Here is a 26,113-nt window from a genome sequence, read left to right on the forward strand (position 1 = left end):
TAGTAAATATTAATTAGAAAGTGATTTATAAAAAGTATCTAATACAAAGGTAGACCCTTTATCCATTGCAAAAATAACCAATGCAATGATCAAAGAAGCTACTAAAACAAGAATCGCAGAATTCTGAAGTTCTCCCCAGGTAGGCCATGTAACCTTACTGGTCATTTCATCGTATGATTCTTTTATAAACTCAACTACTTTAGCCATATTTATTATAATGATTAAATGATTGAGTTAGTGAGTGAGAGAATGCTTAACATTCAATCATTAAAACATTCACTAATTCAATCATTATTTTTGGCACGGGAACAAGGATTCGAACCCTGATCAAAGGTTTTGGAGACCTCTATTCTACCGTTGAACTATTCCCGTGTAAGAAGCTAAAAGCATAAAGCTGAATTAAATATACTTATCCAACACTCTATGCTTTTAGGCTTATATAAAACTTTCGGCTTTAGACCTTAAGCTTATTGCTTAATACTAAGCTAAGATTTCAGTTACCTGACCAGCACCTACTGTTCTACCACCTTCACGGATAGCGAAACGTAGACCTTTTTCCATTGCGATAGGAGAAATCAATTTCACAGAAATTGTAACGTTATCACCTGGCATTACCATTTCAGTTCCTTCAGCTAGTGAAATCTCACCAGTTACATCTGTGGTACGGAAATAGAATTGAGGACGGTATTTGTTAAAGAATGGTGTGTGACGACCACCTTCTGCTTTCGATAATACATAGATCTCAGCTTTGAAGTCAGCGTGAGGAGTTACTGAACCTGGTTTACAGATTACCATACCACGACGGATATCAGCTTTCTCAATACCACGTAACAATAAACCTACGTTATCACCAGCTTCACCGTAATCTAAAATTTTACGGAACATCTCAACACCTGTTACTGTAGATTTTAAGTTCTCAGCACCCATACCTAAGATCTCAACTGGATCTCCAGAGTTGATTACACCACGCTCAATACGACCAGTAGCAACAGTACCACGACCTGTGATTGAGAATACGTCTTCAACTGGCATTAAGAAAGGAAGGTCAGTTAAACGTGGAGGAATTGGAATGTAGCTATCAACTGCAGCCATTAATTCCATAATTTTCTCTACCCATTTAGCATCACCGTTTAATCCACCTAATGCAGAACCTTGGATTACTGGAATATCATCACCTGGGAAATCGTAGAATGATAATAATTCACGAACTTCCATTTCAACTAATTCTAATAATTCTGGATCATCAACCATATCCACTTTATTCATGAATACAACTAATGAAGGAACACCTACCTGGCGAGCCAATAAGATGTGCTCACGAGTTTGTGGCATTGGACCATCAGTAGCAGCAACAACGATAATTGCACCGTCCATTTGAGCAGCACCTGTAACCATGTTTTTCACGTAATCCGCGTGACCTGGACAGTCAACGTGTGCATAGTGACGGTTAGCTGTTGAATACTCAACGTGAGCTGTATTGATTGTAATACCTCTTTCTTTTTCCTCTGGAGCAGAGTCAATTGAATCGAATGAACGTGCCTCAGATAAACCTGCATCAGCCAAAACTTTTGTAATAGCTGCTGTTAAAGTTGTTTTACCGTGATCGACGTGACCGATTGTACCGATGTTTAAGTGCGGTTTACTGCGGTCAAATTTTTCTTTTGCCATTTTATTTATAACTAATTAGTAGGTTAACTTTTTATTATTTTTTAATTATTGTTTTTCCAACACAAAAAACCTTGCCTCTTCTGTATTTTTAACAGATTTAACAAAGCTTTATTATACCTGAGCCAACTATGGGAATTGAACCCATGACCTCTTCCTTACCAAGGAAGTGCTCTACCGCTGAGCTAAGTCGGCTATTTAGTTCTCAGTTTTTCAGCTGCCAGTTATAGTAACTGTAAACCGTCAATTGCCAACTACTCAACTTATTTAAGAGCGGAAGACGAGGTTCGAACTCGCGACCTATAGCTTGGAAGGCTATCGCTCTACCAACTGAGCTACTTCCGCTTTTTTAATGAGCGATTGAGCAAATCATGTAATGAATGAATGTAACCATTCGATCATTCAAAAACTTAATCAATCTTACATTAAGTGGTGGGGGGAGAAGGATTCGAACCTTCGAAATCTTGCGATAACAGAGTTACAGTCTGTCCCATTTGGCCGCTCTGGAATCCCCCCATCTTTATCTTAAAATGTTGACACCTTAAAATAAAAGAGCCTCCTATCGGAATCGAACCAATGACCTACTGATTACAAGTCAGTTGCTCTACCAGCTGAGCTAAGGAGGCTTTTAAATTTGTGCAATGATACGAAAAATCTTCATTTTTCATACTATTAACGTGTTTTTTTTAAAAGTTTATCTTTTTAAAGAACTAACCTTTTCTTCCCGGCGTAACACCGTTTCCGAAAGGGAATGCAAATATACACACTTATATTTCACATCAAAATAAATTTGAAAAAAAATAGCGAACTTTTTTAGTTCGCTATTCTCAATTTTCTGTTTTAAAGCAATATTTACTTAGTAATCAGCTGCTTCGCTTTCAGCTAAAATTGCTTTATGTTCACTTAATTTTGCACGTGTTTTATCTTTATGTTTTGTGATCTGCTTCTTTAGCGATTCAATTGCTAAATCTGTAGCTTCCTCAAATGATTTACATTGTTCTTTTGCGAAGAGTGTTCCGCCCGGTACAATCAGTTTTATCTCACTAATTTTATTGGCCTCGTGCTCTACATTCTCTAATTTCAGATATACTTCGCCACTAATAATCTGATCAAAAAACTGATCCAGCTTATTTGCTTTCTTCTGAATAAACGCTAACAACTTACTATCTGCACTGAAGTGGATTGCTTGAACTCCGATTTTCATTTTTCCTCCTTTTTTTATGCCTTTGGATGGGCTTGTTTATAAATTGTTTTTAATCTTTCGATAGAATTGTGTGTATAAACCTGGGTGGCAGCTAAACTCGCATGCCCTAAAAGTTCTTTAATTGCATTTAAGTCTGCGCCCGCATTAAGCAACGTAGTTGCATAACTGTGCCGAAGTACATGTGGGCTCTTTTTGTCATTGGTTGATATGTGGTTTAGGTAAGTGGTAACAATGCGGTATATCAGCTTTGGATACGCAATAGCACCTTTATTGGTAACGATTAAATTGAGCAAATTGTTATCGAAGTTTTGTAACTTTTTTTGCTCAATGTAGATATTTATTTGATTAATAAGTGGTTTAGCAACTGGAATAATCCGCTCCTTATTCCTTTTACCCAAAACTTTTATCGTGCCAGTATAGATATCTACATCCGTTTCTTTCAGCGAAATGATTTCTGCCAAACGGATCCCAGTACCAAAAAGCAATTCGATAACCAGATGATCTCTCAAAGATGGAAAACCTTCATCAAAATAATTTTCTGAATCCAATAACTGATCCATTTTTTGCGAATCAATGAACACTGGAAGTCGCTTCGGAATTTTTGGTGCCTTTAGCAGGGTTGTAGGGTTTTGCTCCAGTTTACCTTCCCGCAATAAAAACTTGTAAAAACTTCTGAGAACAGATATTTTCCTGTTAATAGTAGTTTCAGATTTTTTATTTTCCATCAACTCTACCAGGTAGCTCCGAAGATGACTATGTTTTATATCAGTTATGGTTAGATGGTATGTGTTATTGATATATTCATTAAACTGATCCAAATCAGTTTGATAGGACAAAACGGTATGTTTAGAATAACGTTTCTCGTGAGTTAAATAGACTATAAAACTGTTTATTAACATTCAATATCATTTTGGGGCCTTGATATGAAGTTACAAATTGTTTTGATATAAAGAAATGATTAAGTAATTGTTTAATCAAAGTTTCTCAAAAGCGATAAAAGCAAAAAAGCCTTTCGATGTAACATCGAAAGGCTCTAATAACTATATCTTGAACAACTATGAAGTTGTGTCTTGATTCATATTCTGAATGTAAACAGCATGTTTAATTTCAGTACGACGAGCAACGGATTTTTTCTCGTATGCTTGGCGACTACGTAGTTCTCTCAATACACCAGTTTTTTCAAACTTTTTCTTGAAACGTTTAAGGGCTTTATCTAATGATTCGCCGTCTTTAATGTTGATAATGATCATAACGCTGAAATACCTCCTCTCGTGGTTTTTAAAATTTCCCGTTCTATCGGGGCTGCAAATGTAAGTAAATTATTGAAAATGAGAAAGATTTTTAAAAAGATTTTTATTTCTGAGAACTAATTGTTTATCACTTTGTTTAAGTATTTTTATTGATACATACTATAAAATATGACAACAGGCAAAAAAGTTATTTCTATCGTTGCAGTGCTATTGATTATCGCTGTCGCCGCCATTTGCTATTACCGCTACTTCTTCGTTTTTGGTGAAGGCGTTAAAGCAGGCGAACTTAATTATGTAGTTAAAAAGGGATATCTCTTCAAAACTTACGAAGGAAAGCTTATTCAAAGTGGAATCCGGTCGAAACAGGCAGGCACGCTTCAGAACAATGAATTTGAATTTTCCATTTCAAATGACGAAATCGCCAATCAAATGATGGCCAACAGCGGCAAGTTTTACGAACTACATTATAAGGAATATAAAAGTACTTTGCCTTGGCGTGGTTTCAGCGTTTATGTGGTAGATCGCATTGTATCTGCTAAAGAAACGCCACAATAAGCAACAACATAATTTTCTGTAATAATAGCGAATCAATAAAAATGTTGGTTCGCTTTATTCCTTTCAAACTCGTTACGCCTTGATAAATCACCGCTCGACCAGAACTTAATCTTTCTTTTTCTTCGGCACTTTAGCACCTTCTTTTTTTGCTTCCGATAATCCGATCGCTATGGCTTGTTTCTTGGAAGTAACCTTATCGCCAGAGCCACTTTTTAGCTTTCCTTCTTTCATTTCGTGCATTACCTCTGCAACTTTTTCGCCTGCTTTTTTTGAATACTTTGCCATATTGTTAACGCGTTAGTCTTAAACATCGGGTATCTAGTATCTAGTATCTAGTATCTAGTATCTAGTATCTAGTATCTAGTATCTAGTAAAAAACACTACCTAACAATAATTGGTTTCATTAAAAAGGCCAAAAAAAATCCGGAGGTAATTAAACCGTCCGGATTGCTCATAATATATTTGGTTTGCTGTTTCGATAATGTAGGTAACAACATATACGCTAGGCGAAGAACTTACCTCTACTTTGCACCTTTAGCTTTAAGCTTTAGTCTTTCCGCTCTCAGCCTCAGTCTTTCTCCTTTAGCTTGCCAGGATTTCTCTGGCAATTACAATCTTCTGAATTTCCGAAGTGCCCTCCCCTATTGTACACAATTTACTGTCACGATAGAATTTCTCTACCGGGAAATCTTTAGTATATCCATAACCGCCAAAAATCTGCACCGCTTCTGTTGCGACTCTAACAGAAACTTCTGAAGCAAAATATTTCGCCATCGCAGATTCCTTTGTCATAGGCAGATGCCTGTTTTTTAAATCTGCAGCCTGACGGATTAATAATTCTGCGGCTTCTATTTCTGTTGCCATATCGGCCAGCTTAAAGCTAATGGCCTGGAAGCTGGAAATAGGCTGACCAAATTGCTGCCTTTGCTTCGAATACGCAACTGCTGCATCGAAAGCACCTCTTGCAATTCCTAAAGCCAATGCAGCAATAGAAATTCTGCCACCATCTAAAACCTTCATTGCCTGTTTAAATCCATCACCAACATTACCCAATAAATTGGCTTTCGGCACACGGCAGTTATCAAAAATCATTTCAGTAGTTTCTGATGCCCGCATCCCTAACTTATTTTCTTTTTTCCCTGCAGAAAAGCCTGGTGTCCCCCGTTCTACAACAATCGCAGAGATTCCCTTCGAACTTCCCTGCTCCCCTGTCCTCACCATTACCACGGCGATATCTCCACTTTTCCCGTGGGTAATCCAGTTCTTCGCCCCATTTATAATATAGTCATCACCATCTTCCACAGCAGTTGTCATCATTCTTAGTGCATCAGAACCGGTGTTGGCCTCAGTTAATCCCCATGCGCCAATCCACTCAGCTGTCGCTAGCTTTGGCAGCCATTTTTGTTTCTGCTCTTCAGTTGCAAAAGCCAGGATATGACCAGTACAAAGAGAATTATGCGCCGCTAATGACAAACCGATAGAACCACAAACCCTGGCTACTTCTACAATTACATCAACATATTCCTGGTAACCCAAACCAGAACCACCGTATTCTTCAGGAACCAATACGCCCATTAAACCTAAATCGCCAAGCTGTTTAAAAAGCTCGACAGGAAAATGCTGTGCTTCATCCCATTCCATGATATGAGGACGAATATTTTTCTCAGCAAAATCGCGAACCATCGCTTTCACACTTTGCTGAGTTTCTGTCTCTGAAAAATTAAAGCTTACGCTCATTGAATTTATATTTAAGTTAGTTTTCAGCAATGATAAACATTTAATTGATGGTTAATTACCATTAAATATTCGCTTGATTGCAGAATGAAATGGTATTTAGTTCAATTCCTTTATCCGCTAATTTTAAACTGACAAATTATGTGGTGAAAGTTTTTTATTTTTTCTTACAACGACAATTAGAAAAAATCAATCCGAAGTTAAAACTTATGACAAAATTGAAAATAGTAATCGAAATACTATTTCATCCGTCTAATATTTAGCCTTTTAAAAAGAAATATAAGGTGCAATTTTATCAATAATACCCTGGTTTAAAATCAGAACTTTACTTAGATCGGATAGCCCGGCATAATTTCCATGCTGCTTTCTATATTGGATAATGGCATTAATCTGCTTATATGATAAGTAAGGATTTCTCTTCAAATCATCAAATACCGCTGTGTTTACATTAACGACTTTAAGTGCAACGCTACTTATTGAAATCTGATCCTTAATTTCCTGGTATTTTGTAGAGTCTAATCCATAAACTTCCATAAGTTGTTCCTTATGATGAAAGCCACCTAAACGTTCACGATATTTCAAAATCCGTACGGCAAAAGCCCCTCCTATACCTTTAATTTCATCAAGCCCTGCAGAATCCGCAGTATTAATATCTACAACCTGGAAAACCTTTTTTACAAACGCCTTCTTTTCACCAGGCAACATATTTTGAGGATAGTTGGGTACCTGAGCAGCGATTTTCACAAACGGCAAAAGCCTTGCATAGCGTTCAGCTGAGATGGTGTACATTTTCTGCAAATCTTCAGGCTTGCGAAAAGTTCCGCCTTTTTGAGTGTAATTTACGATGGATTGTGCTTGCTTAGGCGATAACCCTAAACTTTGCCAACCTTTACTGGTTAAAGTATTGGGATCAAAATGGAAGAGTTTCACTACTTTTATCGTTCCCGCCTGCTCAATCCTCTCTTTAACATCGTAAAAATTGCGTTCGTCTGTAAGTTCTATTTTCTGAATTTGCGCAATAAGATTTGGATCATCCTGCGCTACAGGCCTAAGATATAAATATAAATAAGGTATAATTTTGAGAAGAAAGAGAATGGAAAGCAAAACTATCAATCCGTTGAATTCACTTTTAGTGAAGCTGAAGTATTTATTTAGCCAAATTCTCATCGATAAATGTTATGACATTTTATTTGAATATAAATCTTATTTTTGGGATTGCAAAACGAACTAGGTTTTGCAGATCAACAACCTAAGAATTTTATATGAAGATCATTACTACATCTGAGTTTGCCAAAGCAACTAAGATAGATAAACTCGGTGTACCAGGTTTAGCCGGTTTGATAATGGAAATTATGAAGCTGAACGACATTAACGATGTTTTTGCACAAAACCAACATTTTAAAGGCTTAGAATTTGTAGATAAAATACTCGAAACTATTGGTGTCTCTATCGAATTTGATGAAGATGACTTAAAATGTATCCCAAAAACAGGTCCGTTCATTGCCATAGCCAATCACCCTTATGGTGGGGTTGAAGGTTTGGCCCTGGTTAAACTTTTATGTACCGTTCGCCCCGATGCAAAGGTGATGGTGAATTTCATCTTAAAGAAAATACCTAATCTTGATGAGTTTTTCGTTGCGGTTAACCCTTTTGAAAATGTTCAGCATTCTTCCAGCATCAGCGGTTTAAAAACAACTTTTGATCTGCTAAGAAGCGGAACTCCTATCGGCATTTTCCCTGCTGGCGAGGTTTCTACTTTTAAGCTAGATGCACAACAGGTTACCGATCGTTTATGGCATCCGGTAGTTGGTAAATTGATTGCAAAAGCAAAAGTTCCAGTGGTACCGATTTACTTCCATGGCAATAATGGTGTGTTGTTTAATATTTTAAGTTTTATTCATCCTACTTTAAGGACGGCTAAACTCCCTTCCGAATTTTTAAACAAGCAAGGTTTAACCATTCAGGTAAGAATTGGAAAAGCCATTGCGCCCGCTGAAGTATCACACATGAACAGTAGCAACAAGCTGATGGACTTCTTAAGGGCCCGTACTTATGCCCTGGGTATTGGATTAGATAAAGAAAAGAAACTTTTCAATCCATTGAAACTCTTTAAAATAAAGAAAAAACCTACGGAAGTAATTGAAGAAACTTCCAGGGTATTAATCAAAAGCGAAGTAGAAACACTCGAAGATTTTAAGGTTTGGACAGAGAAAAATTATGAAGTATATATCGTGCCTACCTTAAAAATCCCAAATATTTTAAGGGAGATTGGTCGGTTGAGGGAAATTACTTTCCGCGAGGTTGGCGAAGGAACCAACAAAAAAATCGACCTTGATAACTACGATATTTATTATAACCACCTATTTATTTGGGATAGAGATCTGGAAAACATTGTTGGTGCCTATCGCATTGGTAAAGGTGATGAGATTTTAGAAAGTATGGGCCGCCGTGGTTTCTATCTTTCTGAACTTTTCAAAATAAAAGATCAGTTTTACCCAATGTTGAAACAGGGTATTGAATTGGGTAGATCATGGATCAGAAAAGAATACCAGGGTAAACCGCTACCCTTGTTTTTGCTATGGAAAGGCATTTTAAAATATTTACTAGACAATCCGCAATACCGTTACATGTTTGGGCCGGTAAGCATTAGCAATAACTTTTCTAAATTTAGTAAAGCTTTAATTGTGAATTACATTACTAAAAACCATTTCGACTATGAAATGGCCAAATATGTTAAACCGAGAAACAAATTTAAGGCCGACTTGCTGCCCATTTCTACTGATACCTTAGTAGATAGCAGTGAATCATTTAAAGATCTGGATAGCATTATTGGCGATATTGAAAATTCTCACATTAAAATTCCTGTGTTGTTAAGGCAGTATATGAATCTAAACGCTAAAATTATTTCCTTTAATATTGATCCAAAGTTCTCAGATTGTCTGGATGGCTTCCTGGTGGTAGATACCCACAACATCCCACCCGAAATGATCGAAAAACTTGGCAAGAATTTATAGAAAAGCAAAAAAACCCAGACATCCATCTGGGTTTTTTCTTATCAACTAACCTAAACTTTATAAATACTAACCAAGTAATTTATGCCACAAAAGTAAGGTGACCATGTTAAATTGTTATTACTTGAGCGTTATCAAATCTGCATTTCAAGCCAATTTAAGCACTTTTCGAAAATAATAATTTTGATAGTTTAAGTGGCGTTCCCTTTTTGTTCCCTTTTTTTATATAAGAAAAACAGAGATTTTTCAACTAATTTTCATCATCATACTTACAAGAATGTTGTTACCATTTGAAAATTTTCATCCTTTGGCTGGTTAAGAAATGATAGTTCCCATGCCCTTATTCCATCCTTCTCAATACCGCAAACAATAAATAAAATGGTTTTATCTTCAAAAGTGGTGGTTATTTGAATAGAATCTTTTTCAAGATCCATTCTTTCAGTCATTGGTTTAACAAACTTTAGTGCAAATTCCCTGATCCGTTTAAATTGCGCTGTTTCCATAATTCCAATTTAAGAATTTCGATTTGAATTAACCAAATCACCTGTAAAATTTAGCATCGCTAATTTGAAGATAGCCCGAAAATGGATTATTGGTCATCACCTTGAGCAACTTGCTATCACACTTAACACCATCATTATTAAACTCATTAACAAGATTATTATATTTAGATATGGAAAATAACAAGTACACTGCACCAGTCTTTTTAAAGTTTGGTGAAGAACAATACATGAAAGACCTACTTGAAAATGGAAACATTTATTGTGGCAATCTTCATTGGTTTGCAAACCAAGTAGATGAAGTCGGTCGTTGTGATTCGTATGAAAATATTTTTGAAATCAAAAATGCACCAGACCTTAGAATAGCTGTAATTGATAAAACCACAAATAAAATCAAAGAAATTCTTGATAGCGAATTTCATCTGGTAAAAAAACTTAGGGATGATGATTTAGCTGGGAATATTTACTGTTTATATACTTTCGACTTTGTAGGTACGCAACGATGCATTCCAATTGAAGTGGATACTGATAAACTGGGTGAATATTGTGTTGTGATAACTGATGTAAACAAACTTCAAGAAAGAATATTTAATAAACTTAAATCATTGGAACGCTTTAATACCAGCGGTTTTGTTAAATACACAGATTTATCAACCTATGAAGGTAAAAGAAATCCTTTTCAAAAAGATCTAAAATTTAAAAATCAACATGAATATAGATTTTACATTCATAATCCCAACAACGAAGCGTTTACCTTTAAAATAGACAATATTGAGGACATTGCTTTCATAATTAAAACATCCGAACTATCAACCTGTTGCTTGATTACTTACGATAAAACAGAAAGAGTAGTAGGAAGAATACCAAAAGAGATTCAATCACTATTAAATAATTTATAATCTTAACATCCTTTTCAGCCTTAGAATCTGATTGAACAACCTTTGATTTATCCTTTACCCTTGACAAACCTGAAACCTCTGATTTTACTGATTTAGTGATGTAAACATCTGCTGTTTTAGTGGTTGTTGCTTTCCTGATTTTTATCTCACAGAATGGTAGAGCTGCAAGTATATTGTCTAATTAAAAAAGATTAAATATTTCTTGTTAGTAAAAAAAATATCACTTATACTTAATAAAAAACGCTAATAAAAATGTCAGAAATACATCCCTATGCCCATTATCAAACACCAGTTACTAATGTTACGGGTGGTTACGTACCGAAAAACACCAAAGTTTTAATAATGGGCACTTTCCCACCTCAAGCAGAATATGAAACCAAAGGAGGTGGTTTCTTTTATTATTCCTCTGAACGCAATCATTTGTGGAATCGCTTTGACAATATCTTCGAGAATGATCATGAATTTGTTCCTTTAAAAAAAACAGCTAATAGAAACCATCATGAAACATTTATCGAAAATATGCAGAGGAAAATGAGATTTTGCAATGATAAAGAAATAGGCTTCATGGATATCTTTGCGAAGATTGATAGGAATATTCCTGGAGGAACTGCTGATGCTGACCTAATACCATTAATAGATGTGTTACAAAACAAGAATCTTATTTATGCTATTCAAACGCAGTCTATTAAAAGAATTTGTTGTGTATACAAACTTGCATACATTCATTTGAAAGCTAATTTGATAAACCATGGTTTTCAGATTACAACATTTCCAAATACTCATTCAGCAGATAATTTAATGAATGTTGTGGAAGGACATGGAAAGAAATTTGAATTAGTACTCTTATATGCAGCGACAAGAAGTCCTGAGCCTGGTCATTTAAAGGACTTTCAATATAATCATTTTATATTTAACTAAATATTTAATTGCATGGGATTAGGTAGTGGGAATTCCTTGCTTATACTTATTTACAAAGTTATATGAAGCACCACTGCTATTTTATTTATTTTGATTAATAAATCTACAGATGACTGGAGAAGAGTTATGATCTAAGGCATCACACATACAAATTACCCATTATATTTAACATAGAATTGAAAGACTTCTATTTGGTCGTGAACTTCAAACGTCTTCTCGAATATACGTGGTTAGTTCAAGGAAGCTTCAAATGCTATCATTGTTAAATATATAATGTATTTGTAGAAAAATCCTATGAAAATATTAAACATCTAATGATACAAAGCTTAATTATAACTTAAGCATAAACACAACCATAAACATACATTTATACTTATATACGGATTTGGATAAAAGAGAAATCAAAAATTTTTCCCATGTAATGGGATGCTTGCATCGCTTGAATATAGTAGTTGATGAGCTTGCAATACTATATAAAGTAAGGCAAGAAAAAGAATGGCGTTTTGTTTCTCAACATCTATTTAGGATATACCATATGGGATTAATGTATATTTTCATACTTGAATATTGTAAGCTGTTAGAAGGTGATGATGGAAGAAAAACAGATCATTGGGGTTCACTCACAAAATTGAATGAGAAATAAAAAAGGTTCATCCATCATATCAAAATTATGATACTGTTAAAGCAAAGATTGATGAATTATATAATTCCAACTTTCACATAAAATATATTAAAACGCTACAGGATTCAACTTTTGCTCATCTTGATAAAAAAGGTGATCCATTTAAAGTCAAATCTTTTGATGATGGTCAATTTGCTATTGCAAAAACCCACGTAAAGCAAATGATTGAAATATTGAATTTGTGCGGTCAGGTTTATAGTTCACATTACCAAATTGAATTTGATGATCAATCAACGGAAAGGTTCATAAATAGATATGCAGAACTCACAGAAACACGTGATGAAATAGTTAACAGGATGCTAACTGAGCTTAGAACACCAAAAGCTAAATAGTGATTTCTCTCTAAACTAATACCTGAATAATATATTTATTAAGGTTAACTTTACTGAACGATGCACCATTAATCAACTTAAATTAAAGCTCCAAAAATTATGAACGATCAAAAACGTCACAATGCTGACTTGATATTTAGATACCTTTGGGAAAACTATCACAACCCAGAATATCAAGAGTTGTACTTGATAGCGGATAAGTATGATATTGATAGAGATGAAGCGGATAAAGTCTACACGTATTTAAAAAGTAGAAAATTTGTTATAAGCCCTGTAAAACCACTTGGTAATGGTACAGTTCTGAAACTAACTGATGAAGGTTATGCTTTCATGAACGATACGAATTTGATGCTTGAATTAGAAGAGAAAAATACTGCGCCAGGGGTTCAAGCTTCATCAATCATTAATAACTTTGCTGGTCATGGTGTGAACGTGGGAAACAATTATTCAGCTTCAGTAACAAATACGCATACTACTAATGAGGAAAAGAAAGAAAACTGGGTTTTAAAAAATTTAAGAGAAGTTATAATTGGGGTGATTATTGGTATAATCTTAATCTATGCAGCTTACTATATAAAAACTCATTATGGAATCAATTGATGCTTGGTTTATATTCTGGCTGGTAACTTAAAAAATTTGTTCGCCAAATGATTAAGCTCAGTTCTTAACTTGTGAAAAAGTGGTTTTTGATCTTCAAAAAGCAGTTCTTCAGAAATGATCGTTTTGATTATATTTACATTGCCTTGCTGTTCACCGAAACAGTAACCCTCCGATGAGGCACTAACAAAACCAACCTATTCTTCTTTGCTCGTGTTCTCGAAGCTATGGAAAACCGCTTCAAAATTTTCATCTACAACAGCCTGTATAATACCCCATTGCCTTTTAAAGAATAAACGGATAATTGCATCACTTGATAACGAGTCATCCTTAACCAAACGCTCCCGATACCGTTTAAAAAAATGTGGTGGGTATATCATGCTTTTGTTTGCCTCCAACGATAACGCTGCGGCATATTTTCCATCTGGGCGATTGTAAATACCATAAAAACCTAAAATGGGGTTGTCCCACTGGCTACGTTTTAAAACCGTGAATGATATTACAAGCAAGTTTTTTTCTCTCGAAAGACAATCGTATGCATATGTATATGGGAATCTACTCGCTTTCAGAACTCTTCTTCCGAAATCTTTTTTAAAAATATCAACCTTTGTTTGAATACTGTGCAGATCCTTAAATAGTTCGTTATGAATCTCATGGACGCTCATTGATCGAACTATCATGGTTTGAAAATATTTTTTTTTTAAACGAGTTAAAATTAATCTATTGATTTTAGCACATCGGGAGAATTACCCATTTTAATTAAATCAGTACTTACCCTGAATGCGGATAATGATGAATCATCACAACTATATTTCATAATTTCATCAACCAAACTTGTCGGTGAATCTGGGTTAATCCAATCATCAATTAGATCATCATTCAACATCATTGGCATACGTTTAGCTGAATTATGGATTGTTGCCATATATTCGTTTGCAGGCTGAGTAAGAATAGTGAATGTCGAAATCCACTCCCCATTTTCTGGGTTCTTGTAGTGGGAATAAAGACCACCTAAATTGAAATATGGTTGCTGTTTTGGATGAATCAGATAAGGTTCTTTTTCCTTGGTTTGACCATGAACAATGTGTTTATATTCAAAGAAGCTTTCTACTGGTATTATACACCTTTTGTTTTTAATAGCATCTCTAAAGCTTGGTAATGTTCTCGCTGTTTCCACTTTAGCATTTAGTGTATTATTGCTATGTTTTAACATATCTGAAAGCGACTTACCGCTCCAATTTGGCATAAGTCCCCATTGCAACAATCTCATTTGCCTACCATCGCTATTGACTAAGGTTGCCAATTGTGGATGGGAAAAACCGTTCGCCTGATATAAGATTTTTTGATTCTCGATATCTTCTGGTTTCACAACAGGTGCTTTGTAATAATCACCAAGTTTTTTAATTAATGTCAGTTGGGTCGTTCTGTAACACATAAATTCAATTTAGTTAATTTATTCCTATTTCAAAAACCTCACCACCCTCTGTTTTAGAGAGTATAAGGTTAAGTCTCTCATCAAATGATACAATATCGTAAATGGAATCTTGGATTACACTTCCAAACTCTTGCATATCGATATCTGGATGAACAACCACCATTAACGTTTCGTAATTATTGTATCCAATTGAAATAATATTTTCTCCCCAGATTTCTTTCAACACTATCGGAAAGCCCTCTCTTAAAGTAGATTGCTGTAATTGAGAAGCAATATCTTCAATTAGAGGCTTTACCTTTTCATCGTCACTCGAGAAACCAAATTCAGCTCCTAAATCAATTTCCATCGAACCTATTTGCTCGCCATCAAGATAAACCATGTACACTTCATCAATCTGTTCTAACTTAACCTTATGAGGCGTTTTAAAATCGGTAGTATAGATATCAAATTCTCTTGTAGTCATATCAATTTATTTTAATTAGATCGGTCAAACGTGTTGTATAACATCTGGTTAGGTGATTCTGTTTCATCTTCCATTCCTCGCTTTTATAACCCATAGTACCAAACCTTAATGAATTTGTTCCATTGAGCTTATTTAGTTTATCTATTACTTTCATCAGCTTATCATTTCTTGGTCGATCTTCCTGAACGAAAAGGTTTTGTGTACCATCGCTTCTATCTCTCAAATCCATTAACATGATACCAACACGTTTATAAACAAAACCCTCTTTATAGATTGCCTTTAAACCTTTAATAGCAAATTTTATGAGAGTTGGTGTATGAGATGTTGGAATATCCAATTTGCAAGTAATTGAATTGAAGTATTGTTTTTCCTTGAAGTTCCATGCATTAGTCTGCACAATAACCTGAACTTGACCACAAACGCTATTTTGCTTTCTTAATTTTTCAGCACACCTGCTGGTGTAAGTTGCTAAAGCTTGTTGCATGTATTGATGGTTATCGGTGTATTTACCAAAAGATTTTTGAGAGGCTATAATATCTTTACGCTTAGGTAAGTACTCTAAATCGATACATCTTTGACCATTTAATTCTCTGATCATCCTTTCTCCAACAATGGTAAGATTTCTCCTTGCCCAATCTGGTTTAATCAAACTCAATTCATAAGCAGTTTGAACACCTAACTTATTTAATCGAGCTGATAGTTTGCTACCTATGCCCCATATGTCTTTTATGGGAGTCAATTTAAGAAGCTCTAAGCGTTTATCTTCAGTATCGATAGCAAATACTCCGACATCTCTACAGTGTTTCTTTACGTAGCGATTTGCGACTTTACACAGTGTTTTCGTATTAGCCAATCCAATGCTCACTGGCATACCAATCCCCTGTAAAATGCTACGCCTAATTTCCTTTGTATATTCAACAAGATCAAAGTGCTTAAAGGAATCAAAGTTCAGGAATGCTTCATCAATGGAATAAACCTCCATATCTGGATTAAATGAATGCAGCATTCTCATTATACGTGCTGATATGTCACCGTATAAAGTATAATTAGAAGAAAGTGCAACAACACCAAATTTGTCCAGTGTGGGCTTAAGCTGATGGAACGGAACTGCGTAATCGATATCAAGGGATTTTGCCAGTTGATTTTTTGCAATGGCTTGCCCATCATTATTGGTTAATACGATAATCGGCTTGCCCTTTAACTTGGGCTCGAAGATTTCCTCACATGAAGCATAACAATTGTTACAGTCAATAATTGCCAACATTGTATCTCCCCTTTACATCTTGTATGACTCGAGTAACCACACCCCAAATTTTGAAATCATCGAATTCAGCAATTCGTATAGGTTTAAATTTCTTATTGGCAGGATAAAGAAAAAAATCATTGCCTGTGATTGAAATAAATTTTGCAGTAAATTCTGAATTGATAACTGCAACAACCAAATCACCATTTTCTGGTTTAAGCGACTTATCTATCACCATAATATCGCCCTCGAACACATGAATATCCTGAAGTGATTTCCCAGTCACTCGACCCAAGAAAGTAGTCTCCCTATTTGTCATGCAAATGTCATCCAAACTAAGCAAGCCTTCCAAGTAATCATCGGCTGGTGAGGGAAAACCAGCCTGTATACAAGTGCTGAAGAACGGCAACATCGCATGTGATTCGTCTGCTTTAAAAATCTCCATCTCGATCATACCACAAAGTAATACTAATATTTTTAGTAAACCAAAATATATTTTAAACATTTGTTACGATTGAGCCGTGATTAAGTTGGCTCTAAGTTTTTATTTTTAATCTGTAGAAATTTCTTATTAGCGAGCAATGAGTAGTTATCCTGCTTATAATGTTTTGTTTCTAATCTGTAGAAATTTATTACTTAGAGAGGAACGGTCGCAATTGTGCGATTTAATTTTTTTCTTCTAATCTGCAAAATTAAGTTACTGACTAACAGTTATTTATTTTAAAATAAATTTGATTTTCTAATTTTTAATTTTGATATTTGCACCAGGTTAAATAAGGAACAGCTCTACCAGCCTACCTATTTAACTTCACGGTTTTAGACCGTCATGGCACATGAAGTTTTTCGATTAGCCATACTAAGTAATACCCCAGCCCTTAAAACGGCAATGATCCGAAAGGATTAATGGGGATAAGTATGCATTAATTAAATAAACTTTATGTACAAAATCACATTTGAAGATCTCATTAAGAGATTATCCCAGGAGCTCAACTCCCATTTCGATTATTCCATTATCAATCCTGAAGAGGGAATGGTAATATTTCAAGCCTCTAACACTTCTGAATTTGGCGATCATACTCTACTATTCAATACTTATGCTTGCACGTGTAATGGCATAAAATATTATATCGGTCAACCGAAGGATTTGAAAAATCTTAATAAAAAAGCTCTGATCCGAAATTTTGTCTCGGGCATTTTAGATAGACTTTTATTGGAAATAAGTGAGGGGGGATTAGTATATGGAGTTTAATATATTATACAGTAAGAATGACAGAAAATTCAACTCTAAGCCTGACGATATAGTAACAGGAACTCTCAGATTTGAGCCTATTAGAACTGATATTAATGACCTCATTAATCATTTAACACAAGGCAAATCAATCAGCGGATCGCTTTATAGAAATCACCATCGAGATACCAAGAACTTCATCACTCAGCAAATATTCGGAGTTGATTTTGACGGCACAATCACCCTTGATGAAGTTAACGCCATCGTTGAAGATTTTGGAATAATGTACAATTTTGGTCATTACACTTTTAGGCACACTGCAGTTGAGGAACGGTTTAGAATTTACTTTGTAATGGATGGAGAGGTTCAAGATCCGAAATTAGCCAAACATATTGCTAAAGCATTTCATGAGATTTTTGAGCGAAAATCAGATAGAAATGCTTTAGATGCAGCTCGTGCTTGGTTAGGAACAAACAAAACGCATTTCAAAGGCAAGTTAGATAATGTTACTTCTGTTTACTCCATATTAGAATTTGCCAACCATAAAATACATTCCAGAGATAGATGTCAGCCCAGAAGCTTGCTACCAATAGCTAAGGTGGAAAGAAAAATCTGTGCAAATTCCTACAATCCTATTAAATATTCTTATACAAAAGGTGATAATTGCACACATTTGGAAGAAGATGAAAACTATGATATTGTTACCGTTAAAAACTGGAAAATAGAGGATTTAATGGAATGTGAGTTGTTCAAAGTTTTTTACGAAGGACGGGGCACTGAAGAAAAGGGCAATAAACTCATTCATGGTGAATTGGTAGGTATAGCTTCAAATCTACTTCATTTGGAAGGTGGTACAAAATTATTTAAGGAATGTATTGGAAAGAATAAGGCTTATTCACGTGATAAATATGACATAATAAGTTATTTGAAGAGATCTCCGTGTGCACCAATGAAATTTACTGATTTCTCTCCATTTGAAAGTGATAGAAACAATCAATTTCAATCGTTATCAGACTTGATAAGAAAACGTGGAAAAGTGAAGATTATCGATCAATCAGCAAAGCAAACTTCTATTTCTCAAATAGAAGCTACTGAACGACTCAATAATGCTTTTGATTACATTATGAGTAACGATAATAACAAAGTTTATTTATTGGAAGTTGCTACTGGATTAGGAAAAACAGAAAGATTAAAAAATTCTCAAGGTATAGTTATGGCATTTCCAGATAATGAATTAAAACTGGAACAGTACGATTCATCGAGCTTAAAGCCTGAAGATAAAATAATTACCCCATCATCTAAGGGTTTGTTTTCAACTGCAATAAATGTACAAATAGAAAAACTATTTTCAATCGGTAGGAATAACCAAGTCATGAATTTGATTAAACAAATTGCAAGCACAAAGAAAAGTCTGGTTGGCATAGGAAAGGTCACTAAGGATGATATAGAAAAAGCCAAATCTTATCTTGATGAACTTTCGCTTGTAAGCAGCAAAGCAAGCTTGAACAAAACTATATTTACGACACATACAAGAGCCATATTTTCAGAATATCAACATGAAACACTTGTGTTTGATGAAAACCCTCTGCAGCATCTATTGGAAATCAAAAAAGTTTCCATTGATGATTTGCGAAAGTTTTCAATATCAGAAGGAGGAATATCGATAATAGAAGAATTAATTGCAAATGCCTCTGAGGATGAATGTTACGATACACCCGATTTCTCAGATCTCCTAAATAGGATTGAAAACATTGGTTTCTATCTTGATATTAAGACTAATCTGTTTAAATTCCTGGAATCTCAATTTTACATTAAGGAGGGTGACTACATTCATTATGTTTTGAATCACGTTAAACAGTTACCGAAAAACAAAAAAATAATTATTGCCGATGCAACTCCTCCTACTCAACTATGGAAGAATCTACTTGGCGATCGTTTAGAAATAATTCAAATAAAAAACGTGAAGTATAAGGGTACGGTTAAACAATTCACGAACAGAAGCTGCAGTAGAGTGGGCTTAAAAAACTACCATGAGAAGATAGCTTCAATGGTTGGGAAAGAACTATGCTTAACTTTTAAAGACTTGAAAGATTACTTTGAAAATCCTTGCAAGGAAATGCATTTTGGAAGAGTTAGAGGATCGAACATTTTGTCAGGATTACCATTTTCAGTGGTAGGAACTCCCCACCACAATAATTACTACTACAAATTCATAGCGAAGATATGCGGGTTAGAGGTCAAAGAATTTACTATGTCTGAACAAACTGTTAAGTATAAAAACAAGGAATTCAGGTTTCATACATTCGAAGATCCCTCGCTGCGGCAAATCCATTTGGAATTGGTTGAAGGGGAAATAATTCAAGCTGTAGATAGAGGTCGGCTCATTTGGAACGATGTAGAAATAAAACTTTATAGCAATCTTCCAATAGATCAGGCGACTTATACAATCACGTAACCAACGGTAATTGCAACGATGGGGATTAAAATTGGATAATCCCCATTGTATTTCCGGCGGAACGCCGAGCAAGAATAGGATTTAAATCGGTGAGAATGGTGATTAAAGTTAAAAAACTTTGAGCTTTCAACCCACAAACCTTATCCTTTTGGCATGGATAATTAATTTATTTTTGAGTAATCTCTAAGGACTAACTGTTCAAACTCCCTTTTTTGAGATGGAACGAAGTGATTACCAGAAACCTCTAAGGTAATTGTCCTAAAAACCTTATTTGTATCAAGGTAATTAAATACTAAACCGAAGTTTGAAAATCCAAGTGAGACATTAATATCCTGAACGTTAGGTTTGGCAAAATCTATTTTTTTAGCGTTGAAAATAAAAATTGCTTCATGCTTCTTATTAGGTTCAAAAATGTCCGATAAAGTTAGGTTTGAATAAATCATCTCAAAAGAATCCAACCCAAGGAAGTCAAATGAAGGTTGATAGGCATAATTACCTTTTTGGTTAACTATATTGATTTTTAAGGTAACCTGCCACAAGAAATGTTTTCCATATATATTATTCATCTTCATCAGCTCATCGGGAGTAAGCCTATAACCGATTGGGTATTCAGCATCTTTCTTTTCAATAATCGTTTCTTCGATAGTCATAAAAAAAAATGCAACTGTTGTATATTTTCTATAGTAAAAAATGAAAACTGGGATTAAAATAGAAACAGTTATTGCAGCTATTCCAATTATCGCTTCATTACTCAGGTTTATTAACATATAATCTTTGATTAAGAATAAATTAAATAATTTCTTTTAGCTCCAAAATCCATATTTTTTATTTTCAGTCAAGAACCTCCACAATTCTGAATCACGAGGTATGATTTTTTGCATTTTAGTCTTGAAACCTAAAAGCTTTAACTTGTCTGTCGGTTCAGGCTGAAGTTTGACCGAAAAATTATTTTTAGTATCATTAGGTTCAGCGATAAAGAATCCTAACTGATAAATAAATATGTCATAATTCAGGTCAACCTTTTCAAAATCACCAACTATACTCCAACCTTGCCCACTTATCTTCGGAGAACAGACTTGACCTTTCGATGGAATGTTTAAGTCACCGTTAAAAAAACCATTACCAAATAATGGTAATTCATAATCATCAAATTGGAGACTAAAATAAGGGATATTCAAAGTACTATAAATCAACATTAGTTTCGCATCATTATTCATAGTCTTCAATTGATAAAACGGCATTTGATCATTGTTTTCATTATGAATAAATTGGTATCCAATGATATGTTAAATTATTCATAGGTAGATATTTTTAATCGATTAAATAGGTATAAATTATTCCCCAAGAAAGTAGATTGGATGCAACGGTAAGAAGTTCTTCTGTTCATCCGTCAACTTTGAATAGTAATTTTGCCATAACGCTATAAGACGTTCAAAATCAATTAATTCTATGTGCTCCCTCGAATTGCGTGCCTCTTTAATAGCTGGCTTAGAAAACGTTCCTGATGTAACAAAAATCCCTACATCAGAATTACGTTTAAGAGTTCCAGCCAATTTCTGCACTTCATCTGATGATATGGAATCATTCGGGCGGTGTTTTACCTGCACGATTATTCGAGGTTGTCTTGTACCTAAGGGATCGGTATATGCGATAATATCTATGCCTCCATCAGCACCACGCTTGGCAACATCAGAAATAAAATAACCCATGACTTTTAGTAATTCAGCTACCAAATCTTGAAATTCATAAGGATTTTTCTTGATAATAAAATTGCGAATACCATTCGAAGCTTCATCTTCATATTGACTGATCAGAGATTGCTGAATTTGGGAAGCATCATCTTTTGTAAAATCTTCTATCTCTTCAATATCGCCTTCTACAGTTTCAGCTTTGCGTTTACCATCCCACTCTCTATACAATTTGGTAGCGGTCGACAATAGTTTTTCAGCACCTAAATCAATTGCATTTTCACCTTCTGGTGTTAATATCCATATACCTTTTTGTTTACGTAAAAAGCCAGCTTTCATGCAATCAATTGTATAGAAGTGCAATATTGATTCCCATCGAATATACCCTGTTTTCGTATAACGGTAACTCTCATATTCATCGAAAGTAATCGTCTTTCTTATTTCATCTACAACATCTTTTCCTCGCATTTCTCCACCAGCTTCTTTTAAAATTTTGAAAGTTGCATAGATAGTTTTTTCGGCTATTTTTTTTGATTGGGACTTTGACATTAACTATGATATAATTTATATTATTAAATGCTTTCAATTAATTGTATTTCTTCGCCAGAAAGGTCGTAAAGCTGATATATTAGTAAGTCTAATTTATTCTCTAATTCCGTTGCATCTTGGTTATTTATTTTAAGAGAAACTATCGTTCGAGATAACTCACTAATTTCAGAGCATTGGGAGATCTTTGGAATCGGAAGGTGTTTAAATTCCTCGAGCCTAATTTTTGGAAATAAATTGTCAAATTCATTCTTCTCAAATTTAAAGAGCCAGATGACTAACTTTGAACATAAAACCCCCAAAATGAAATAAACATCAATGTATTCGTTTATAGGAACTGCTATATAAAGACTTCTGTCAATAATAAAATCTTCTTCAATAATTGCACAAACAAACCTTTTACCAATGATTTCCCTTAATACTAATCTTTGACCAGTAAAAAATTTTGGGTCACGTGCTGCGGCTAACCAACTCCCGTAACTAATGAAGTGTTTTTGATCCCAATTATAATTAAATGTTGAAACGTGTTTACCTTTTAACTCTGGCAAAAAAGTTTCATCTTTCTTGAAAGCTGCATGGTATGCCCTACTGGAAATAATTTCAGCGCTTTGCCCTCTGTATTTGTCGTAAGGATTAACTCCTCTCGTTATTGTAAAGCAATCTTCTAATCTTACACTTTGACTCCTTATCTTTTTAAGGATTGATGAGATTTCAGCGTTAACTTCGACATCAAGAATCAAACCCTCGTTATCATTGAACCTACGCTGACTTATCAAGTTTTTAATGATAGCTTGATTATTTGAGTCAAATGCGAATATTTTAATTTCGGTCCGATCGGTGGCATTTTTAATACCAGAAAAAATCGATGTATCTACTTGAGCCTCTGAAAATGCATTTGCAATTGTGGAATTCAAGGACAAAAGCTGGAAATTATCGAGTATAAATTTCCGTGTTTTGACCATCCTGACATTCTTCAGCCAAGAGTTCGGGGTAATCAAACAAATCGTTCCATTTGGTTTTAGCAATGTCTGAGAAAGTTCTATAAAAAATGTGTAAAGATCAAGTTGGTACTCCGCAACTTTAAAATTATTGGAGAAGTGAGAATGCAAATCTTTAAACGAAGATCCAGTTAAATAAGGAGGGTTGCCAATGATTAGATCAAAACCTTCAAAAACCCCATCTTGATTTAAAACCTCAGGAAATTCAAAACGCCACTCAAAAGCATTTTCATAAATTTTGTTGCCTCTAATTTCATCGATAATAGTAGTTAGAGTGGTAATTTCTATTTCGAGTTTTTCTCGCTTGATTTTTCTGGCTTTTGCATCAGATCTCGACTCACCGAATAATTGCTGCTGATTTAAAAGATTAAAAAGTTCACCCGTTTTACGGTTGAGCTCTAAGACTTTTCGATCATTTTTGTGAATTTGTGCTCTAAAATCACTCTTGATCTTAGTGATCAAACTTTCCATTTCATACTTTTGCTGCTTACTTTCGGCATTACGATAAGTGTTAACTGCATTTTTATAAGTATCAATGTTCAGATCATTCTTCTTTAATGTTTGTTGTAAATCTGCATCAGTGGAAAATCGGCTCACTAAAGAGTTACCACATTTTATATTGATGTCAATGTTGGGCAAGGTTTCTAATTCGGACGAATTTTTATAATATGCATTTTTCAATAGCTCAATCCACAATCTTAAACGGCAGATCTTCACCGAGTTCGGGTTTATGTCAACGCCAAAAAGACAGTTTTCTATTATTGTTTGTTTTTCATGAAATAATGCTTCTTGAATACGTTGACTCTCTTTGTTCAAAGGTTTATACTCAAAAAAGTCTCCCTCATCATCTGTAATAATTATTTCATCGTTAACAACTTCGAAGCTATATTCTTTTAATCGTTTACCTGAACGATCTTGAAGAATTTTAAGATCGTTTTTCACTGATATAATTTCATTCAATGCTGAAACAAGAAAATGTCCAGATCCCACGGCAGGATCACAGATTTTAATTGTGTTCACAATATTATTTGCTTCATTTCGGTCTTCTATTTTATCATAGAGCTCATCAAAATTAACACAATTCCAATTTTTGGTCTCATTGAATTTTCGAAGTATTGATTCCCTTATAGTTTCCCGAGACATGTACATTGTAATGAATCCAGGAGTAAAAAATGAGCCGTCTTTGTATCCGTTTATTTTTTCAAAAATTAGTCCTAAAACAGACGCATTAATCAACGACTTATTTTCCTCTTGGATGTTGTTGCCCCCATCACCTGTAAAGTCATAAGAGTCAAGAAAACGGAATAAATATTCTAAAGTTGTTAAATCTCCAGTTAATTTTTTTCCATTATCATTTTTAAGTACTGAAGAGCTTATTATTGGAATTTGCTTTTCATTTTTAAGGTTGCTAATAAAAATTGTTTCCTGTTCAAGGGAAGTTGGTTCAAAAAGAGAACTATTAAGATAAGGGACTTTTGCAAAAGCCGCTTTTACATCCGAATTTCTATTACTTTCTCGCTCAGCTAAGACCTGAAAGAAGAGGCTGTTTAAGTCATCAAAGTCCTTTATTTTTTTAAAGTTAAGGAAAGCATAGGTTTTATCACCGCTGTGATAATTAATCAACTGCGCCTCGAGTAATTTCAGAAATAAAATTCTATTTATCCAAGTAATACTCAGTTCCAATGCAACGTTAAACAATCTATCTGCGTGATTAAGTCCAAACCGATTTGGTTTCTCCAATCGATTGATTTTATTTAAACTATCTAATTGAATTATGGCATCTTCCAGTATGCTTCCAGTATTTCTTGATCCTTCTAAGTTGCGGTCTATTAGTTTCTTACCTTTTACTTTAGTCTCGGTCAAACCAATGAGATGCAAAAGTTCACTATAAAATCCCCTATCAAGATTGTTGCTATCATTAACAAAAGGCAACTTCAGTAGATGCTCTGGGGAAAGTAATTTAAAAAGAGATATTAACTTGTTATCATCTGTTTTATCTTCGTTGAATAGAGCTTTCTTAAAGTCACGAATATCAAAATATGTAAATTCAATTTCTTGTTTAATTTCAGCTATGAAGGGCTGAGCAATATTTCTATAGAAGAAGTCTGTTTTAACTTCAGACAATCTGCCAGCTTCAAAATCTATGAAGTTTGAAACCAGCTTTTTATTCTGTGAAAAAATTCGATCAAATAATACAGCATCGAAAATAAACCACTCGTTAATGTTCGTAACAACTAAGTACTTAACCTCTAAGTTTTTATGCGAAACTCTTTCCCTTAAATAATAGAGCACCAATTCTTGGAAAGCTTTGACATTAATCCTGTCTCTACTTATCATTTCAGATTTGTTAGTCGGCTTTTTAGCTTCTATGATTACACCAACGGATGAAGCTGCGGTATTGCCAGTATGAATTACCAGATCATTGCGCCCTTTCGTATTTATAAAGTGGTTTTGCTTATAATAGGTATTCTTGAGAAAATCTGAAATTAAATTTTTATGAAATTCTTCTGATTCCGTATCGTTTGTGCGATCAAGTAGTTGAATTAGGTTTGCCTTAAATAGCTCAATTTCATTTCTGTTTGGCTTTACTTTTAAAAAGGCTTTGTTTAATGCCTTTCTTGGCTTCAGTTCTTTTATCTGCATTTACGCTAATTTTTTGAGATTGCTAAAATTAGGTTTTTCCAATGAATTTTGAATATATATTCATTTT

Annotated in this window: 25 protein-coding genes and 5 tRNA genes; 7 read left to right on the forward strand and 23 right to left on the reverse strand. The window is 34.4% G+C overall.

Annotated features, from left to right (window positions below; all coding sequences use genetic code 11):
• Window positions 1-9 precede the first annotated feature (9 nt).
• The 10 genes from secE to rpsU form a co-directional block, all read right to left on the reverse strand.
• Window positions 10-207, reverse strand: a complete 198-nt coding sequence (gene secE, locus SOM16_RS11670; RefSeq protein WP_320464182.1) for a preprotein translocase subunit SecE — start codon at window positions 205-207, stop codon at window positions 10-12.
• Window positions 208-298: 91 nt separating this feature from the next.
• A tRNA-Trp gene (locus tag SOM16_RS11675) sits at window positions 299-372 on the reverse strand.
• Between the two features lie 108 nt (window positions 373-480).
• A complete protein-coding gene (gene tuf, locus SOM16_RS11680; protein ID WP_320464183.1) occupies window positions 481-1,668 on the reverse strand; it encodes an elongation factor Tu in 1,188 nt (395 codons plus the stop codon).
• Window positions 1,669-1,788: 120 nt separating this feature from the next.
• Window positions 1,789-1,860, reverse strand: a tRNA-Thr gene (locus tag SOM16_RS11685).
• A gap of 77 nt (window positions 1,861-1,937) precedes the next feature.
• Window positions 1,938-2,010, reverse strand: a tRNA-Gly gene (locus tag SOM16_RS11690).
• Window positions 2,011-2,095: 85 nt separating this feature from the next.
• Window positions 2,096-2,181 (reverse strand) — tRNA-Tyr (locus tag SOM16_RS11695).
• 37 nt (window positions 2,182-2,218) lie between these two features.
• Window positions 2,219-2,291: transfer RNA gene (locus SOM16_RS11700), tRNA-Thr, on the reverse strand.
• Window positions 2,292-2,521: 230 nt separating this feature from the next.
• Window positions 2,522-2,869, reverse strand: coding sequence for a ribosome hibernation-promoting factor, HPF/YfiA family (gene hpf, locus SOM16_RS11705; RefSeq protein WP_320464184.1), 348 nt, complete (start codon window positions 2,867-2,869; stop codon window positions 2,522-2,524).
• Between the two features lie 14 nt (window positions 2,870-2,883).
• Window positions 2,884-3,768: a tyrosine-type recombinase/integrase gene (locus SOM16_RS11710; RefSeq protein ID WP_320464185.1), complete on the reverse strand. Its 885-nt coding sequence runs from the start codon at window positions 3,766-3,768 to the stop codon at window positions 2,884-2,886.
• 156 nt (window positions 3,769-3,924) lie between these two features.
• A complete protein-coding gene (gene rpsU, locus SOM16_RS11715; protein WP_010601088.1) occupies window positions 3,925-4,119 on the reverse strand; it encodes a 30S ribosomal protein S21 in 195 nt (64 codons plus the stop codon).
• 168 nt (window positions 4,120-4,287) lie between these two features.
• Between rpsU and SOM16_RS11720 the strand changes: the two genes are divergently transcribed.
• Window positions 4,288-4,674 (forward strand): hypothetical protein, encoded by a 387-nt coding sequence (locus SOM16_RS11720; RefSeq protein WP_320464186.1) that lies wholly within the window; start codon window positions 4,288-4,290, stop codon window positions 4,672-4,674.
• Window positions 4,675-4,779: 105 nt separating this feature from the next.
• On the opposite strand, the gene SOM16_RS11725 is transcribed toward SOM16_RS11720, so the two are convergent.
• From SOM16_RS11725 to SOM16_RS11735, 3 genes are all read right to left on the reverse strand, one after another.
• Window positions 4,780-4,959 carry a DUF6496 domain-containing protein gene (locus SOM16_RS11725; protein ID WP_320464187.1) on the reverse strand — a complete coding sequence of 60 codons (180 nt, stop codon included), beginning with the start codon at window positions 4,957-4,959 and terminating at the stop codon, window positions 4,780-4,782.
• 297 nt (window positions 4,960-5,256) lie between these two features.
• A complete protein-coding gene (locus tag SOM16_RS11730) occupies window positions 5,257-6,411 on the reverse strand; it encodes an acyl-CoA dehydrogenase (protein WP_320464188.1) in 1,155 nt (384 codons plus the stop codon).
• 264 nt (window positions 6,412-6,675) lie between these two features.
• Window positions 6,676-7,575, reverse strand: coding sequence for a ComEA family DNA-binding protein (locus tag SOM16_RS11735; RefSeq protein ID WP_320464189.1), 900 nt, complete (start codon window positions 7,573-7,575; stop codon window positions 6,676-6,678).
• A 95-nt stretch (window positions 7,576-7,670) separates the two neighbouring features.
• Between SOM16_RS11735 and SOM16_RS11740 the strand changes: the two genes are divergently transcribed.
• Window positions 7,671-9,422 (forward strand): lysophospholipid acyltransferase family protein, encoded by a 1,752-nt coding sequence (locus SOM16_RS11740; RefSeq protein ID WP_320464190.1) that lies wholly within the window; start codon window positions 7,671-7,673, stop codon window positions 9,420-9,422.
• A gap of 266 nt (window positions 9,423-9,688) precedes the next feature.
• Here the strand turns inward: SOM16_RS11740 and SOM16_RS11745 are convergent, their stop codons facing one another.
• A complete protein-coding gene (locus tag SOM16_RS11745) occupies window positions 9,689-9,922 on the reverse strand; it encodes a hypothetical protein (RefSeq protein ID WP_320464191.1) in 234 nt (77 codons plus the stop codon).
• Between the two features lie 170 nt (window positions 9,923-10,092).
• On the opposite strand from SOM16_RS11745, the gene SOM16_RS11750 reads away from it, so the two are divergent.
• The 4 genes from SOM16_RS11750 (at window position 10,093) to SOM16_RS11765 (ending at window position 13,350) form a co-directional block, all read left to right on the forward strand.
• On the forward strand, window positions 10,093-10,818 hold the full coding sequence (locus SOM16_RS11750) for a hypothetical protein (protein WP_320464192.1): 726 nt from the start codon (window positions 10,093-10,095) through the stop codon (window positions 10,816-10,818).
• A 252-nt stretch (window positions 10,819-11,070) separates the two neighbouring features.
• Window positions 11,071-11,736, forward strand: a complete 666-nt coding sequence (locus SOM16_RS11755; RefSeq protein ID WP_320464193.1) for a hypothetical protein — start codon at window positions 11,071-11,073, stop codon at window positions 11,734-11,736.
• A gap of 385 nt (window positions 11,737-12,121) precedes the next feature.
• Entirely contained in the window at window positions 12,122-12,379 is a 258-nt protein-coding gene (locus SOM16_RS11760; protein ID WP_320464194.1) for a hypothetical protein, read from the forward strand.
• Window positions 12,380-12,849: 470 nt separating this feature from the next.
• Window positions 12,850-13,350 (forward strand): hypothetical protein, encoded by a 501-nt coding sequence (locus SOM16_RS11765; RefSeq protein WP_320464195.1) that lies wholly within the window; start codon window positions 12,850-12,852, stop codon window positions 13,348-13,350.
• 194 nt (window positions 13,351-13,544) lie between these two features.
• On the opposite strand, the gene SOM16_RS11770 is transcribed toward SOM16_RS11765, so the two are convergent.
• The 5 genes from SOM16_RS11770 to SOM16_RS11790 are packed head-to-tail and all read right to left on the reverse strand — an operon-like array spanning window position 13,545 to window position 16,993.
• The gene (locus SOM16_RS11770; protein ID WP_320464196.1) at window positions 13,545-14,027 is read right to left on the reverse strand and encodes a hypothetical protein; all 483 of its coding nucleotides are present in this window, start codon (window positions 14,025-14,027) and stop codon (window positions 13,545-13,547) included.
• A gap of 35 nt (window positions 14,028-14,062) precedes the next feature.
• Window positions 14,063-14,782 (reverse strand): SOS response-associated peptidase, encoded by a 720-nt coding sequence (locus tag SOM16_RS11775; protein ID WP_320464197.1) that lies wholly within the window; start codon window positions 14,780-14,782, stop codon window positions 14,063-14,065.
• 13 nt (window positions 14,783-14,795) lie between these two features.
• Window positions 14,796-15,245, reverse strand: coding sequence for a hypothetical protein (locus SOM16_RS11780; protein ID WP_320464198.1), 450 nt, complete (start codon window positions 15,243-15,245; stop codon window positions 14,796-14,798).
• A gap of 1 nt (window position 15,246) precedes the next feature.
• Complete coding sequence (locus SOM16_RS11785) at window positions 15,247-16,509, reverse strand: Y-family DNA polymerase (RefSeq protein ID WP_320464199.1); 1,263 nt, start codon at window positions 16,507-16,509, stop codon at window positions 15,247-15,249.
• A complete protein-coding gene (locus SOM16_RS11790; protein ID WP_320464200.1) occupies window positions 16,493-16,993 on the reverse strand; it encodes a translesion error-prone DNA polymerase V autoproteolytic subunit in 501 nt (166 codons plus the stop codon). The genes SOM16_RS11785 and SOM16_RS11790 overlap by 17 nt, the downstream gene beginning before the upstream one ends.
• A gap of 733 nt (window positions 16,994-17,726) precedes the next feature.
• Between SOM16_RS11790 and SOM16_RS11795 the strand changes: the two genes are divergently transcribed.
• Window positions 17,727-20,171: a hypothetical protein gene (locus SOM16_RS11795; protein WP_320464201.1), complete on the forward strand. Its 2,445-nt coding sequence runs from the start codon at window positions 17,727-17,729 to the stop codon at window positions 20,169-20,171.
• A gap of 161 nt (window positions 20,172-20,332) precedes the next feature.
• Here SOM16_RS11795 and SOM16_RS11800 read toward each other — a convergent pair whose 3' ends face one another.
• From SOM16_RS11800 to SOM16_RS11815, 4 genes are all read right to left on the reverse strand, one after another.
• Window positions 20,333-20,938, reverse strand: coding sequence for a hypothetical protein (locus SOM16_RS11800; RefSeq protein WP_320464202.1), 606 nt, complete (start codon window positions 20,936-20,938; stop codon window positions 20,333-20,335).
• 36 nt (window positions 20,939-20,974) lie between these two features.
• Window positions 20,975-21,388 carry a hypothetical protein gene (locus SOM16_RS11805; RefSeq protein WP_320464203.1) on the reverse strand — a complete coding sequence of 138 codons (414 nt, stop codon included), beginning with the start codon at window positions 21,386-21,388 and terminating at the stop codon, window positions 20,975-20,977.
• Window positions 21,389-21,505: 117 nt separating this feature from the next.
• Window positions 21,506-22,408, reverse strand: coding sequence for a restriction endonuclease (locus tag SOM16_RS11810; protein ID WP_320464204.1), 903 nt, complete (start codon window positions 22,406-22,408; stop codon window positions 21,506-21,508).
• A 23-nt stretch (window positions 22,409-22,431) separates the two neighbouring features.
• Window positions 22,432-26,046, reverse strand: a complete 3,615-nt coding sequence (locus SOM16_RS11815; RefSeq protein WP_320464205.1) for a DUF7149 domain-containing protein — start codon at window positions 26,044-26,046, stop codon at window positions 22,432-22,434.
• Window positions 26,047-26,113 lie beyond the last annotated feature (67 nt).

The sequence above is a fragment of the Pedobacter sp. CFBP9032 genome, from assembly GCF_034045265.1.
Taxonomy (GTDB): domain Bacteria; phylum Bacteroidota; class Bacteroidia; order Sphingobacteriales; family Sphingobacteriaceae; genus Pedobacter.